Here is a 14533-nt window from a genome sequence, read left to right as displayed (position 1 = left end):
GCCTCAGGTGGCCGTGTGCAAGGGCTCGCCCAGGGACAGCATGAGCCGGTTGGCCCAGTTGAAGAACGCCGTGCCGTGAAGCGCATCGGAGATGGCGGCGTCGTCCATGCCGGCGGCACGCAGCGCATCGATATGACTGGACCCCAGCGCGGGCGGCGTCTGCGTCAAGGCCACGGCAGCGGCGACGATGGCGTTCCAGCGAGGGCCCAGGTCGGCGCCCGTGCCTTCATCGAGCAGGCGCTGCACATCGGCTGCGCGGTGCGAGAAATGCGTGGCGAAGCGCGCATGTACCGAAGCGCAGTAGATGCAGCCATTGGTGCGTGAGGTTGCAGCTGCTGCCAGTTCGCGCTCGGCGCGCGGCAGGCCGGCATCGGGGTTGTAGAAGATGTCCTTGTCGGTGCGCGTGCGTGCTCCCAGCGTGTCGGGGTCGCGCGCCAGCAGCCGGAAATAAGGTGAACGCGCGCGCGACGCGTCCACCAGCCCCGCATGGTGGCGCTCGCTCAGCTCGCTCTCCTGCAGAGGAGCTATCCATGGCTGCCAGTCGAGCTGTTCCTGGGTGAAGACCTGGGGTGAGGTGTTGTGCGTGGTGGTCATGGCTGGGCTTGCAGGGCGGAGGTGGAAGATGCCGTGGTGACTGCAGCTCGTGCGCCAAGCGCGCGCAGCCCCGCCACGAGGCGGATCTGGAAGGACAGAAAAGAGGCGAGCTGGGACAGGATGACGATATCGGTCTCGCTCCAGCCGGCCTGCTGCAGCGCCAGCAAGGCCTGGGCACTCGCATCGCGTGGGTGGTAGGCCAGCAGATGGGCATGGGCCAGCGCGGCGCTCAGGCGCGGGCCCAGCAAAGCCGCATGCGCCGGGTCCACGGCGTAGCTGGGGCCGCTTTGGTCCTCGCGGCTCAAGGGGCCGGCCGGATAGATCCCGTAGGGGCCGTGCGGGCCGCTGCCGGCCTGCAGGCTGGCAGCGCGCCCGCGCACCACTTCGCTGGCCACGGCGGCGGCCAGTTCCGCGTCTTCGGTGGCCAGGGCCTTGGCATAGAAGCCGGCGCTGCGTGACTCGCCATGCAGGCCTGCCGTGAAGGCGGCCAGCGTCAGGCGCTCGCACAGCGAAACAGTTCCTGCGACAGGCTCGGCGGGGGTGAACAGCGCGGCAAAGCTTTGCTGGGCCTGGGTGCGTGCCTCGCTGCGGTGGCGGCGTACCTGATCCAGCGTGCTGCCGGCAGCGATATCGGCGAGATGGTCGATCACATCTTCGGGAAAGCGGGTCTGTGCGGTATTGCTCATGATCATGCGGCTTGAAGCAGTCCGGTTTGGACAAGGGGTTGGGAAGCGCCTGTGGGGGTCTCGCTGCGGCGCCAGCCCAGAGCCGGCGCCACGACGGCTGCCGTCAGCTCGATGGAGCGCAGAATGCCCTGGTGCGGCGGGTCGATGGAGTGGACCTGGAACACGATGTCGCTGGCTTGCGCCAGCGCCGTGTCGGCGCCAAGCGAGGCGATCACCTCCTCGGGCGTGCCCACATGCACGTCATAGGCTTCAATGAGCTGCTGCAGCGGCGCCTGCGGATCGACGCGCGTTGCCCATTGCGTGGACGCGGATGAGGCCAGGGCCGCATGACGCTGGGCCGAACGGCGCAGACCGGCCTCGGCCCATTGCAGTGCCTGTTCGCGCCTGTCGGCAACCAGCAGGGTGCGCGAGGCCAGGATGCGCGGTGCGCGTCCTGCGGGCAGGGCCGCGAGATAGGCCTCGATGATGGGGTTCTGTATCTCGGACAGCGTGGCCCGGGGTCGGCCTTCGGGTCGGGGCTGGGTGCGCGAGAGCATCAGGCCGTCGCCGCTGGCGCCGGCGCGTGCCCCGCCCTCGACCGAGAACGTGGCCTGCCAGACGCGCTCCAGCAGTTGCGGGGCTGCGGGGTACAGGCGCACGCCGCCTGCCAGCACGCGCCCGGCCCAGGCATCCCTCAGCACGGCGAAGTTGCGCGCAAAGACCGCGCCGCGCTCGCTGCCTGTGACGCCGAAGGCCTCGAAGGACTCTGCCGTGCCGCCTGTGCCCAGACCCACTTCGAGGCGGTCGCCAGACAGCAGGTCCAGCACGGCCGCATCCTCGGCCACGCGCAGCGCGTTTTCCAGCGGCAGCGTGACCACACCCGTGCCCAGACGGATGCGCCGCGTGCGGGCCGCCACATGCGACAGAAAGACAAAGGGCGAGGGCAGGCCGCCCTCGCTTTCGTGGAAATGATGCTGGGCGATCCAGGCCGAGTCGAAACCCTGGGCTTCGGCATGGGCGATCTGCTCGGTGACCAGGCGGTAGCGTTCGCCGGCCGGTACCTCATCGAGCAGGCGGCTGAAGAAGCCCAGGCGCGGTGCAGGGCGCGCGCGAGCAAGAGTGTCAGGCGGGGTGGGGGACAAAATCAATGCTCCTTTTGCCGGGAATGGCGTCCATGAGTTCGCGCGTGTAGTCGCTGGTGGGGTGCAGGAACACGTCCTCTACGCTGCCTGCGTCCACCACCTTGCCTGCGCGCAGCACCGACACCGTGTCGGCGATCTGGCGCACCACGGCAAGGTCGTGCGAGATGAAGAGATAGCTCAGGCCCAGGTCCTGCTGCAGCTGCGCGAGCAGGGCGAGGATCTGGGCCTGCACGGTCACGTCCAGGGCCGAAACGGCCTCGTCCAGCACCAGCACCTGCGGCTGCAGCACCAGGGCGCGCGCAAGCGCCACGCGCTGGCGCTGGCCGCCCGAGAGCGCATGCGGGCGTCGCTGCAGCACGCCGGCCGGCAGGCCCACGCGCTCGAGCATGTCAAGCACGCGCTGGCGGCGCTCCTGGGGCGGCAGCGGCTCGAAGTTGAGCAGGGGCTCCTCGATGATGTCGAAGACACGCTGGCGCGGGTCCAGCGAGCTGAACGGGTTCTGGTAGACCAGCTGCACGCGGCGGCGCAGCTGGCGCAGGGCCTCGCCGCGCAGGCCCGTGAGTTCGACGCCGGCGATGCGGATGCGACCCGATGTAGGGCGTGCCAGGCCCACGATGTCGCGTATGGTCGTGGTCTTGCCTGAGCCCGACTCGCCCACGATGGCATGCGTGGAGCCCCGACGCAGGCGCAGCGACACGCCGTCCACGGCACGGAAAACGCCGCGCCCCTGGCCGGGGGCCTGGAAGTCGTGGATCAGGTCCTCGACCTCGATGGCCCAGTCTTGGGCAGTTGCCGCCGCCGATGGCGCAGTGCGACGAGGGGCGTACGTGAGCGAGGGAGCATCAGACAGCAAGCGGCGCGTATAGGCGCTTTGCGGATTGCGCAGAAGCTCCAGTGTCGGGCCTTGTTCCTGGATGCGGCCGCCCTGCATGACGATGAGGCGATGTGCGCGGTCGGCGGCCACGCCCAGATCGTGGGTGACCAGCAGCACGGCGGTGCCGGTTTCGTGGCGCAGCTCGTCGATCAGATCCAGGATGCGCCGCTGCACCGTGACATCCAGCGCGCTGGTGGGCTCGTCGGCGATGATCAGCGCAGGCCGCAGCGCGATGGCGATGGCGATCAGCACGCGCTGGCGCATGCCGCCCGACAGCTCGTGCGGATACTGGCGCGCCCGCAGGGCGGGCTGTGACAGGCCCACGCGCGTCAGCAGGTCGATCACGCGGGCCTCGATGGCAGAGCGGTCGCGCAGGCCGTGAATGCGCAGGATTTCGCCGACCTGGTCGCCCACGGTGCGCACGGGGTTGAGCGAGGTGGTCGGATCCTGGGGCACCAGGCTGAGCACGCGGCCGCGAATGCTGTTCCAGCGCGTGGCACTCCAGTCCGAGACCTCGGTGCCTTGCAGCCGGATGCTGCCTTGCTCGCGGCGTCCGTTGTCGGCGAGCAGGCCGATCACGGCCTGGGCCGTGGTGGTCTTGCCCGAGCCCGATTCGCCGACCAGCGCCACGACCTCGCCGGGCGCCACGGAAAACGACAGGCCGTGGACCACGCGCTGCTCCTGGCCGCTGTGGTCGCGGTAGGCGATGACCAGGTCCTGGACTTCGAGCAGCGGGGCGACAGCAGAGGCTGGGATTGCCGTGGCGGGTCGGTCTTGCAGCAGGGCGCTCATGCCGGCCTCCGCGCGAAGGAGGCGCCGATGCGGTTGGCGGCCAGCACCACGGCCACCACGACCAGGCCCGGCGCCGTGGTCAGCCACCAGGCGGTGGCGATGTAGTTGCGCCCTTCGGCGATCAGCAGACCCCATTCTGGCGTGGGCGGCGGCGCGCCGTAACCCAGAAAGCCCAGCGTGGAGATCGACAGGATGGCCGAGCCGAACTGCAGCGCGGCCAGGGCCACCACCGAGGTCAGCGAATTGGGCAGCACATGGCGCCACAGTACGGCGGCAAAGCGTCCGCCGCTGCCGAAGGCCGCCTCCACATAGTCGGAGCGCCGCACGCGAACCACTTCCGAGCGCACCAGGCGAGCGAAGCCGGCCACGGATGCCACCCCCACGGCGATGGCAGCATTGATGGTGCCAAAGCCCAGCAAGATGATGATGGTCAGCGACAGCAGCAGCGAGGGCACGGCCAGCAGCACGTCGACGAAGCGCATCAGCGCATCATCGACACGGCCGCCCGTGGCACCGGCCAGCAGGCCGATCAGCGTGCCCGCCACCAGGCCCACGGCCACGGCCAGGAAAGCACCCGACAAGGAGTGCACCGAACCATGCACCACGCGGGCCCAGAGATCACGCCCCAGCGCATCCGTGCCCAGCCAGTGCGCGAGGCCGGGCTCCAGCAACTGTTGGCCGGCCTGGCCGACGACGGGGTTCTGATGGGCAAACCAGCCCGGAACCAGGGCCCACAGCGCGGCGGTGGCAATCACCAGCCATGCCAGGGCCAGCGTGGGCGGCAGGCGCCTGAGCCTTTGCAGATCGATCAGGACGGGGCGCAGGCTTTTTGCGGCCGGTGCCGGCGAGGGCGCCAGCCTGGGCGCTGCGGACGATGCGACGCCGGATGCCAGGGGCTTGGGAATGGCGGTCGAGGCGGCGGTGTTCATGCCCGGTTCTCCACAGAATGACGCAAACGAGGATCGAGCAGCGGGTAGAGCAGGTCCACGGCGAGGTTGATGAGCACGAAGGCGGCGGCCGAGACGACGACCACGGCCTGGAGCACGGCCGTGTCCTGGTTGCCCACGGCCTGCTGGGTCAGCGTGCCCAGGCCGTTGAGGCCGAACACGGCCTCGGTGACCACGGCACCGGCCAGCAGCTCGCCGAACAGCACGCCGGCAATCGTCAAGGTGGGCAGCAAGGCATTGCGCGCCACATGGTGCAGCAGCACCCAGGCGCGAGAGGCGCCCTTGGCGCGCGCCACGGCCACGAAGGGCTGGGCCAGCATGGTGTCGATATTGCGCAGCAGGATCTGGGCCAGTGGCGCCGAAATGGGGATGGCCAGCGTCAGCGTGGGAAGGACCAGGCCTTCCCAGGGGCCGGGATTGATGACGGGAATCCAGCCCAGACGGAAGGACAGCACCTGGATCAGCATGATGCCCAGCCAGAAAACGGGCACGGAGACGAAGACCGAGGGCAGGGCTTGCAGGGCATTGCGCAGCCAGGCCAGCGGCGCGAGGCTGGCTGCGGCCGCCAGAGCGATGGCCAGCAGCGCCGCCGTGGAAAAGCCCAGGGCCGCCAGGCGCAGCGTGGGCGGCAGACTGGTGGCCAGGCCCTGGCTCACGGGAACGCCGGCCTGCAGCGAGTAGCCGAAATGGCCCGTGAGGAACTGAGCCAGCGTGTGCAGGTATTGCTGCCAGACGGGCTGGTCGGCGCCATAGGCGGCGCGGATGTCGGCGATCTCCTGCGGGCCCAGGCCCAGCTCGGGGTTCAGGAACTTGATCAGCACGGCGTCGCCCGGCAGCAGTTGCAGCAGTATGAAGGAGGCGGTGAAAGCCGCCCACAGCACCAGGGCGGCCTGTGCGATGCGGCCAAGCAGATAGTGGCGAGGCATGGGCGATTCCTTTGTCAGCGCTTGGCCAGCCAGGTGCTGTAGAAGCTGGGACGGCCCACGGCCTCGAAGCCCACCTCACGCACCCAGGTCGCACCCGCGAAGGCCTGGGGCTCCTCGAAGATCGGGATCACATAGGCCTGATCGATCAGATAGTTCTGCACCTCGCCGGTCAGCGCCAGGCGTCGGTTGGCATCGGTCTCGGCAGCAATAGCATCGAACAGGCGGTTGAGCTTGCCGTCCTCGAAGGACTTGACCTTCTGGCTCACACCGCCTTTTTGCAGCAGTACATTGCGGTTGCTCGGGTAGTAATTGCTCTTGATCACGTCGGGATCGGCGCGGCCCACCATGCCCGGAAGCACGCCGGTCTTGTCGGGGTCCAGCGTGTCCACCGTGCGGCTGCCCGAGTCTCCGGCCAGCACATTGAGCTTGATGCCCAACCTGGCCCATTGCTGGGCCACGAGCTGCAGGGTTTCCTTGTTCTGCGGCTGGGGCAGTGATTCGTAGGTCGAGAGCACGAAGTCCTGGCCGTTCTTCTGGCGCAGGCCGTTGGCGCCCAGGCTCCAGCCGGCCTCGTCAAGCAATTGTCTGGCCCTGGCCTCGTCAAAGACCAGCTTGGCCGACAGGTCCACATAGCCGGCTGCCGTGGAGGCGATCACCGAGCGTGCCTGCGGGTAGCGCGGCGAGAAGAGGGTTTCCACAATCTCCTTGGTATTGGTGCCATGCAGCAGGGCCTGGCGCACCTTGAGATCGGCCACCAGGGCGTTGTCGGGACGGATGGCGATGCTGTTGTTCACGCCCCGCGTGGAAGGCGCATAGATGGCGAACTTCTGCTGCTCCACGCGCTTTTCGTCATAGGCCTGGACCTGGCGGATGAAGCCGGCCTGGCCGGCCAGCAGTGCGCCTATGCGCACGCTGTCCTCGGGCGTGACGATGAACTTGACTTCATCCAGGCGTGCGCGGCCCTGGTGGGCCAGCTTGGCCGGGCCCCAGCTGTAGTCCTTGCGCGCCTTGAGCACCAGCTCCTTGCCCAGGGTCTCGCTGGCCACCACGAAGGGGCCCGAACCTATGATGCGCGTGGCATCGCCAAGCTCCTCGAATGGACGATCCAGCGTGGCCGGCGAGACCAGGCCCGAGCCGATCACCGAAGTGCCCTGGAGAAAGCCCGGCGAGGGTTTCTTGAAGAAGAATTTCACGGTCAGCGGATCGACGACTTCGCTGCGTTCGTAATTGTTGATGACCTCGGAAACCGGCTGCTTGAGCGCCTTGTTGCCCAGGCCATAGGTGTCGAAGTTGCGCGCCACGGCGGCCGCGTCCAGCGGCGATCCGTCCGAGAAGCTCACGCCGGAGCGCAGCTTGAAGCTGTACTCGGTGGCATCGGCGTTCACGGTCCAGGACTCGGCGATCCAGGGCTGGATCTCCAGTGTCTCGGGGTCCTGATAGGTCAGCTTGTCCGTGATCTGGTTGAGCACACCGCCGTTGGGATAGAAGCCCCCGGCAGGCGGATAGAGATTGGTGTGTGCCTGCTGTTCGAGGTAGACCAGGGTGCCACCCTGGACCGGTTCCGCCGAGGCGCCGGCCTGGGCCGTGCCGGATTGCCTGGAGCAGCCGGCCAGCAGCATGCCGCCCGTCAGTACCGCCACTGCGGCCCATAGGGCTCGGCGTTGGGCCGGCTTGTGCACCGGCTGTTTTATCGATGGATCCGTCTGCGAAGGGAAAAACACGTTCATACCTCGTCGCCACATGGCGCTGAAAACTCAGGTTCCGGACGCATCGCCGCAGCGACCGACCGGATTCATGGTTCTCATGCTATTGACGCCAAATATTTGTGCTCATATATTGAGTAGCATCGTTATGCGAAAAACAACTAAGCAGCGTGAGCCTGCATATTTGCTGCGCGCATAAGCGCAGACGAATTCCTTTGTTGGCCCGACGCGCCGCTCTCACAACAATGGCCTGGCATTCCTTTATCGAAGGCCCGCTCATGAGTCATCTCAACGAATATCTTTCCGAAAAACGCGCCGCCGTGCTGGCACGCAGCGCCGCCATTGCGGCGGGCACGGCCCAGGCCGCCAGACTCAAGGCCAGCGTGCGTGCCGAGGGGCGCAGCGGTGTGCGCCGTCTGCGCATCCGCGAACACCAGGTCATCAGCGACAGCCCGCCCGATTTCGCAGGCTACAACCTGGGCCCCAGCTCGCCCGAGCTGCAACTGGGCGTGCTGGGCACCTGCGTGACCCATATCTTTCTGATCCAGGCGGCCGAGCGCCAGGTGCCGCTGGAGAGCCTGGAGGTCGAGGTCACGGGCATCATCGACCCGCGCGGCGGCAAGCCCGGCCACGAAGCGACGCCGATCTGGCCGCACGATATCGGTTACACCGTGCATATCGATTCGCCGGCCAGCCGCGCCGAGATCGATGCGCTGTTCGAGGCCGTGGAGCGAACCTGCCCCATCCTCAACCTGCTGCGCAGCCCCCAGTCCATCCGCGCCGAAGTGCGCCATACCGACTCCAGCGCGCCCGAGCGCCTGGCGGCCTGATAACCTTTAGAAAGACTTTTGCATGAGCCTGCCACTCGACCATATCGTCATCGCGGTCCAGGACCTGGAGCGCACGATTGCCGACTATCAGTCCCTGGGTTTCAACGTGCTGCGCGGCGGCGAGCACCCAGGCCGCTCCACGCACAACGCCCTGGTGGTCTTTGCTGACGGCGTCTATTTCGAGCTCATTGCCTGGCGTGCGCCAGCGCCCGAGGAGCGCTGGTGGCAGCAGCTGCAGCAGCACGGCGAGGGGCTGGTCGACTTCGCCCTGCTGCCGTCCGAGACCGGCGCCGTGGTGGCAGCGGCCCAGGCGCGCGGCCTTGGCTATGAAGCCCCTTATGAAGGCGGACGTCTGCGTCCCGACGGAGAGCAGCTGCGCTGGCGCAATGCACGCGCCCACAGCCAGGATCTTCCGTTTCTGTGCGGCGACCTGACGCCGCGAGTCTTGCGCGTGCCCGAAGGCCAGTCCCGCGTGCATCCCAATGGCGTGACCGGCGTGGCCCGTCTGGAGGTGGCGGTGCAGGACCTGCAGGCCAGTCTGGCGCGCTGGCGGGCATTGCTCGGCGATGCAGTGAGCGTCGGCCCGCTGCGGGTCTCGGCCGACGACAGCACGCAGCAGGTGTCGCTGGGTCTGGGCACCACCGAGCTGGTGCTGGCCGCACCCATGCGGGCTGCGGGCCCCCTGGCCCAAAGACTGGCCACGCGCGGTGAAGGCCCTTATGCGGTCGTGCTGTCAGTGCCGCAGCAGGCAGCAGCAGAGGGGCTGGACGAAGTGGCCACCCATGGGGTGCGCATTGAACTGGCACCGCATTCCGGGATCGAGGTGGAAACCGCCGCCGCCTAGGTCCAATAACAGGGGCGCTAGAATAGCGCCCCCGCTGACACCCATGCCCACTCCAGTGGGCGTTTTCGTTGCGGCCGCGTCAGCCTTTGCGGGCCGGCGTGGTGCAGCGCCGCCTTTCATGATCACAGCTCTCACGCCTGCCACTCTGGGCATCGATTTCGGAACCTCCAACTCTGCTGCCGCCTATCGCCTGCCTGGCAAGACCGCCAGTCTGCTGCCGCTGGAAGGCGCTGCCACCGGCATGCCCACGGCACTGTTCTTCAATACCGAAGAGCACAGCACGCATTTCGGCCGCGATGCCATGCAGCAGTACCTGGCGGGTGAGGAAGGGCGTCTGATGCGTTCCCTCAAAAGCCTGCTGGGCAGCAGCCTGCTGCTGGAAAAGACTGCGGTGCACGAGCAGCTCGTCAGCTACCAGGACATCATCGCGATCTTTCTCAAGCGCGTGGCCGATCAGGCGCGCCGGGCGCTGGACGGTCGTCTGCCGGAGCGTGTGGTGCTGGGGCGTCCCGTGCATTTTGTCGACGAGCACCCGGAGCGAGACCGCCAGGCGCAGGATGCCCTGGCCGCTGCGGCGCGCGCTGCCGGCCTGGGTGAAGTCAGCTTTCAGCTGGAGCCGATTGCGGCGGCACTGGACTACGAGCAGCGCCTGGGTGAGGAACAGCTGGTGCTGGTGGTCGATATCGGTGGCGGCACCTCGGACTTCACAGTGGTGCGTCTCGGCCCGCAACAGGCCGGGCATGTCGACCGTACCCAGGACATTCTGGCCACCACCGGCGTGCATATCGGGGGCACGGATTTCGACCATCGCCTCAATGTGGCCCAGGTCATGCCGCTGCTGGGCTACAAGCACATCGGCCCCAGCGGGCGCGAGGTGCCCAGCAGCGTGTTCTTCGATCTCTCCACCTGGCATCTGATCCAGTGGCTGTACACGGCCAAGGCCCTGGCTTCGGCGCGCGGCCTCAAGAGCGATTACAGCGATCAGCAACTGCACCAGCGCCTGATGAAGGTACTGGACTGGCGCGAAGGCCATAGGCTGGCCGATGCGGTGGAGCAGGCCAAGATTGCGGCTTCGCAAAGCCATGCGGCCTCGGCCATTGCGCTGGACTGGCTGGAGCAGGACCTGCCAGCGGCCATCTCCCCGGAGGTTCTGCAGGAGCAGTTGCAGGGCTTGCTGCTGCAGGTGGTCGAATGCGCGCAGGACTGTGTGCGCCAGGCCGGCGTGGCGGCACCAGACGCCATCTATCTGACCGGCGGCTCGTCGGCCCTGCGTACCCTGCGCGATGCGCTGCGCGTCGCTTTCCCCGATGTGCCGCAGGTCGAAGGCGACCTGTTTGGTGGTGTGGCAACCGGTCTGGCCTACGCCTGAGCCTGAAGCCCCCTGAGCCGCTACGGACGACACCTGTTCTGCGGGGCGGCCCTTGCCAGGCGTCTCTGGTTGGTGCCGCGCCCGGTTGACGCGCTTATTCTTCTTCGGCAGCCCGCTTGAGCTCCAGCGCCCGGTCGTAGAGCGTGTTGCGGCTGGCTCCCGTGATTTCGGCGGCCAGTTTCACGGCCGTCCTGGTCGGTAACTCGGCCAGCAGCAGCTTGAGCACGCGCTCGGCCTCGCCCGACTCCTGTTGCACCGTCACAGGGTGCAGCACGATGGCGAACTCGCCCTTGACGCGCTGCGGCGAGGCCTGCAGCCAGGCTGCCAGCTCGTGGGCCGGCATGCTGGCGATGTCTTCAAACTGTTTGGTGATCTCGCGCGCGAGCGTGACGCGACGCTCGCCCAGCAGGGCCAGGGCCTGGGCCAGCTCGATGATGCGATGCGGCGCCTCCAGCAGCACGGTGCAACGCGGCTGGTCAGCCAGCTTCTGCACGGCAGCCAGCCGTTCGGCATTCTTGGTGGGCAGGAAGCCGGCAAACACAAAACCGCTTTCGCCCTGTGGCGGCGTGACGGCACCGGCCACGCTGATGGCCGATGTCACACTGCTGGCTCCGGGTAGAGGAATGCTGCGCAGACCAACGGCCTGCAGCGCCGCGCACAGGCGCGCGCCCGGGTCGCTGACGCCGGGCGTTCCTGCATCGCTGACATAGGCGATGCGCTGACCTTGCTGCAGGCGCTCGATCACCTGTTGTGCGGCTTCTGCCTCGTTGTGCTGATGCACGGCCAGCAGCTGGCTGCCGGGGCGGTCCAGCCCGTAGCTGCGCAGCATGCCCTGGGTGTGGCGCGTGTCTTCGCAGGCGATGCAGTCCACGATCTGCAGCACATGCAGCGAGCGCAGGCTGATGTCGGCCAGATTGCCGATCGGCGTCGCCACCACATACAGGGCTCCCTGCGGATAATGCTGGGAAGCGGCCGCGTCATGTGCGGCAGTCAGTGCAGAGGCGAAAGAGGTAGTCAATGGATTTCCTTGGAAAGCGGCCCAAGCCGGCGCAAAGCACAACCGCACGTGGGCAGCAGGCCGAGGATGCCGCGTTGGCCCATTTGCAGACGCGGGGCCTGAAGCTTGTCGAGCGCAATTATCGGACGCCGGGCCGTGGTGGCGGCGAAATCGATTTGATCCTGCGTGACCGCGACGGGTCTTTGGTGTTCGTCGAAGTCCGCAGCCGCAACACCGAGCGCTTCGGCGGTGCCGGCGGCAGCATCGGCCGCCTCAAGCAGCAGCGCATCGTGCTGGCCGCCAGATACTATCTGATGAGGCTTGCGGCAGCGCCGCCATGCCGCTTTGATGTGGTGCTGGTCGACAGCTCCGGGACCCAGATGCACATCGAGTGGCTCCAAGCGGCATTCGAGGCGCTTTAGTCGCCGCGTCATAGTTGTGCGCAACACTGATGCGCAAATAACGGTTTGCTACCAAAGAGATAACAGGTGGCGGGTATCATCGGGCCTCCATGCTAGAGCAACGAATTCAACAGCATTTCATCGACAGTGCCGACCTGAAGTACCAGGCCGCCCAGGCGCTGAGCCAACCTATTGCTTCCGCCGTACAGGCCATGCTGGCCTGCGTGACGGGCGGCGGCAAGGTGCTGGCCTGCGGTACGGGTGTTTCGGCCAGCGATGCCCAGTTATTTGCCTCCCTGTGCGTGACAGGGTTCGAGCGCGATCGTCCCGAGCTGGCGGCCGTGGCCCTGACTTCCGATGGCGGCCTGCTGGGCAGCGTGGGAGCCACGGGCTCGGGCGGCAATGCCAGCCAGTATCTGGCGCGTCAGGTGCGGGCGCTGGGGCAGCCCGGCGACCTGCTGCTGCTTATGTCGGTGACCGGCAACGACACGGCCGTGCTGGAGGCCCTGGAAGCCGCCCACGAGCGCGACATGATGGCCGTGGTGTTGACAGGCCGCACCGGCGGCAATCTGGCCACCGCCGTGCGCGAGACCGATGTGCTGATCTGCGTTCCCCACGACCGTGCGGCGCGTGTGCGCGAAACCCATACCTTGATCCTGCACTGTCTGGCCGATGGTGTGGACTCTCAACTGCTTGGTGACCAGGAGATGCCTTTATGAAGTTGAAGTGGACCCGTGTTGCATGTGCGGCCCTGACCGTCGCCGCTCTGGGCGGTGCCTTGAGCGGTTGCGTGGCTCTGGTGGGTGGCGGTGCCGCTGTGGCCGGTATGTCGGCGGTGGACAGGCGCACCACCGGCACTCAGGTTGAGGACCAGGGCATAGAGCTGCGTGCAGGCAATCGCATCAGCGAGGTGATGGGCGACAAGGCCCGCGTCAGCGCCACCAGCTACAACCGTGTAGTGCTGCTGACCGGCCAGGCAGGCAATGCGACGGACAAGGCGACCATCGAGAAGCTGGTGCGCGAACAATCCACGGTACGCCAGGTCTATAACGAGATCGAGGTCGCGCCTTTCACGGCCACTCTGGGTCAGCGCTCCCAGGATTCTCTGATCACGACCAAGGTCAAGGCCAGTCTGGTCAACGCCAAGGACATTTCATCCTCGGCCATCAAGGTCGTGACCGAGAACAACGTGGTCTATCTGATGGGCATAGTCACGCCGCGCGAATCCAAGCGGGCTGCCGAGATTGCCCGTGGCGTCAACGATGTAAGCAAGGTTGTGCGCCTGTTCGAGGTCATCTCCGAAGATGAACTGGCTGCAGCAACATCCAAGGCCGCCCCTGTGGTCGAGGATCGCTCCAGCATGAACTGAGGCGAACTGACGGTCAAAAAAGCCGGACTCGAGTCCGGCTTTTTTCATGGCGCAGCGGCTCAGCGCAAGCGCTGGATCAGGCTGGAGGTATCCCAGCGATTGCCACCCATGGCCTGTACATCGGCATAGAACTGGTCCACCAGCGCGGTGACGGGAAGGCGTGCGCCATTGCGCTGGGCCTCGGCCAGCACCAGCCCCAGATCCTTGCGCATCCAGTCCACGGCAAAGCCGAAGTCGAACTTGCCCACGGCCATGGTCTTGCCGCGATTGTCCATCTGCCAGCTCTGGGCGGCCCCCTTGCCGATCACATCGAGGACCTTCTCCACATCCAGTTCGGCACGCAGGCCAAAGGCAATGGCTTCGGACAGTCCCTGGACCAGGCCCGCAATGCAGATCTGATTGACCATCTTGGTCAGCTGCCCGTTGCCGCATGCTCCCATATAGGTAAAGGCGCGCGAGAAGGCGTCAGCCACCGGGGCAACCTGGTCAAATACATCCTGATCGCCGCCGCACATGACGGTGAGCTGGCCGTTGACTGCTCCGGCCTGGCCGCCCGATACCGGGGCATCGATAAAGTGCAGGCCGCGTTTGCGTGCTTCGGCATACAGCTCGCGTGCCACCTGGGCCGAGGCCGTGGTGTGATCGACAAAGACGGCGCCAGGCTCCATGCCCGCAAAGGCGCCGTCGTCGCCCAGCACAATGGAGCGCAGGTCGTCATCGTTGCCCACGCAGGAGAAGACCATGCGTGCGCCCTTGACGGCTTCACGGGGCGTGGTCGCATGGCTGCCGCCGGGGAATTCCTCGGTCCAGGCCTCGGCCTTGGCCGCCGTGCGGTTGTAGACCGTGACCTGATGGCCCGCCGCAGCCAGGTGCCCGGCCATGGAATAGCCCATGACACCCAGGCCCAGAAAGGCCACAGGAGTGGAAGCGCAAGCAGCGTAGCTGCGGGAGGCGATGGTGGCTGTGCTCATGGAATCCTCTAAGACTTGGTGCGGAACAGTTCGATCATGGTAGCGCCGGAGTGCATGGCTCCGGTGGCGACGCATGGTAGCGGCTGCTTTCAAGAGCCTGGGTGGCACC

General features: G+C 66.9%; 15 protein-coding genes. 6 read left to right on the top strand and 9 right to left on the bottom strand.

Annotation, left to right across the window (positions count from 1 at the left end):
* Positions 1-3: 3 nt before the first annotated feature.
* From F0P97_RS25385 to F0P97_RS25355, 7 genes are read right to left on the bottom strand one after another with little or no spacing between them, the layout of a single operon-like run.
* On the bottom strand, positions 4-594 hold the full coding sequence (locus tag F0P97_RS25385; protein WP_182284841.1) for an alkylhydroperoxidase domain protein: 591 nt from the start codon (positions 592-594) through the stop codon (positions 4-6).
* Entirely contained in the window at positions 591-1286 is a 696-nt protein-coding gene (locus F0P97_RS25380; protein WP_182284840.1) for a CMD domain protein, read from the bottom strand. The genes F0P97_RS25385 and F0P97_RS25380 overlap by 4 nt, the downstream gene beginning before the upstream one ends.
* Positions 1283-2401: a putative FMN-dependent luciferase-like monooxygenase gene (locus F0P97_RS25375; RefSeq protein WP_182284839.1), complete on the bottom strand. Its 1119-nt coding sequence runs from the start codon at positions 2399-2401 to the stop codon at positions 1283-1285. Before F0P97_RS25375 ends, F0P97_RS25380 begins: the two co-directional genes overlap by 4 nt.
* Complete coding sequence (locus tag F0P97_RS25370; RefSeq protein WP_182284838.1) at positions 2382-4067, bottom strand: dipeptide ABC transporter ATP-binding protein; 1686 nt, start codon at positions 4065-4067, stop codon at positions 2382-2384. Before F0P97_RS25370 ends, F0P97_RS25375 begins: the two co-directional genes overlap by 20 nt.
* Positions 4064-4996: an ABC transporter permease gene (locus F0P97_RS25365; protein ID WP_182284837.1), complete on the bottom strand. Its 933-nt coding sequence runs from the start codon at positions 4994-4996 to the stop codon at positions 4064-4066. The genes F0P97_RS25370 and F0P97_RS25365 overlap by 4 nt, the downstream gene beginning before the upstream one ends.
* Complete coding sequence (locus tag F0P97_RS25360; protein ID WP_182284836.1) at positions 4993-5940, bottom strand: ABC transporter permease; 948 nt, start codon at positions 5938-5940, stop codon at positions 4993-4995. The genes F0P97_RS25365 and F0P97_RS25360 overlap by 4 nt, the downstream gene beginning before the upstream one ends.
* A gap of 14 nt (positions 5941-5954) precedes the next feature.
* Positions 5955-7667, bottom strand: a complete 1713-nt coding sequence (locus F0P97_RS25355) for a TIGR04028 family ABC transporter substrate-binding protein (RefSeq protein WP_182284835.1) — start codon at positions 7665-7667, stop codon at positions 5955-5957.
* A gap of 221 nt (positions 7668-7888) precedes the next feature.
* Here F0P97_RS25355 and F0P97_RS25350 point away from each other — a divergent pair, with 221 nt between their 5' ends.
* The 3 genes from F0P97_RS25350 to F0P97_RS25340 all read left to right on the top strand — a co-directional run bounded on the left by F0P97_RS25350 (position 7889) and on the right by F0P97_RS25340 (position 10686).
* Entirely contained in the window at positions 7889-8473 is a 585-nt protein-coding gene (locus F0P97_RS25350) for an OsmC family protein (protein WP_182284834.1), read from the top strand.
* Between the two features lie 22 nt (positions 8474-8495).
* The gene (locus tag F0P97_RS25345) at positions 8496-9317 is read left to right on the top strand and encodes a VOC family protein (RefSeq protein WP_182284833.1); all 822 of its coding nucleotides are present in this window, start codon (positions 8496-8498) and stop codon (positions 9315-9317) included.
* Positions 9318-9435: 118 nt separating this feature from the next.
* Complete coding sequence (locus F0P97_RS25340) at positions 9436-10686, top strand: Hsp70 family protein (RefSeq protein ID WP_182284832.1); 1251 nt, start codon at positions 9436-9438, stop codon at positions 10684-10686.
* A 94-nt stretch (positions 10687-10780) separates the two neighbouring features.
* Here F0P97_RS25340 and rsmI read toward each other — a convergent pair whose 3' ends face one another.
* Positions 10781-11704: a 16S rRNA (cytidine(1402)-2'-O)-methyltransferase gene (rsmI, locus tag F0P97_RS25335; RefSeq protein ID WP_182284831.1), complete on the bottom strand. Its 924-nt coding sequence runs from the start codon at positions 11702-11704 to the stop codon at positions 10781-10783.
* Between rsmI and F0P97_RS25330 the strand changes: the two genes are divergently transcribed.
* The 3 genes from F0P97_RS25330 (at position 11704) to F0P97_RS25320 (ending at position 13453) form a co-directional block, all read left to right on the top strand.
* Positions 11704-12105, top strand: coding sequence for a YraN family protein (locus tag F0P97_RS25330; protein WP_182284830.1), 402 nt, complete (start codon positions 11704-11706; stop codon positions 12103-12105). The two genes, rsmI and F0P97_RS25330, sit on opposite strands and share 1 nt — an antisense overlap.
* Positions 12106-12194: 89 nt before the next feature.
* A complete protein-coding gene (locus F0P97_RS25325) occupies positions 12195-12803 on the top strand; it encodes an SIS domain-containing protein (RefSeq protein WP_003068456.1) in 609 nt (202 codons plus the stop codon).
* Positions 12800-13453: a BON domain-containing protein gene (locus F0P97_RS25320; RefSeq protein ID WP_003068458.1), complete on the top strand. Its 654-nt coding sequence runs from the start codon at positions 12800-12802 to the stop codon at positions 13451-13453. Before F0P97_RS25325 ends, F0P97_RS25320 begins: the two co-directional genes overlap by 4 nt.
* 59 nt (positions 13454-13512) lie before the next feature.
* Here F0P97_RS25320 and F0P97_RS25315 read toward each other — a convergent pair whose 3' ends face one another.
* Complete coding sequence (locus F0P97_RS25315) at positions 13513-14424, bottom strand: NAD(P)-dependent oxidoreductase (RefSeq protein WP_182284829.1); 912 nt, start codon at positions 14422-14424, stop codon at positions 13513-13515.
* Positions 14425-14533: the final 109 nt, after the last annotated feature.

This window comes from Comamonas testosteroni (genome assembly GCF_014076415.1).
GTDB lineage: Bacteria > Pseudomonadota > Gammaproteobacteria > Burkholderiales > Burkholderiaceae_C > Comamonas > Comamonas testosteroni_F.
Note: the sequence above shows the minus strand (reverse complement) of the source record. Positions and strands in the feature narration are given on the sequence as shown.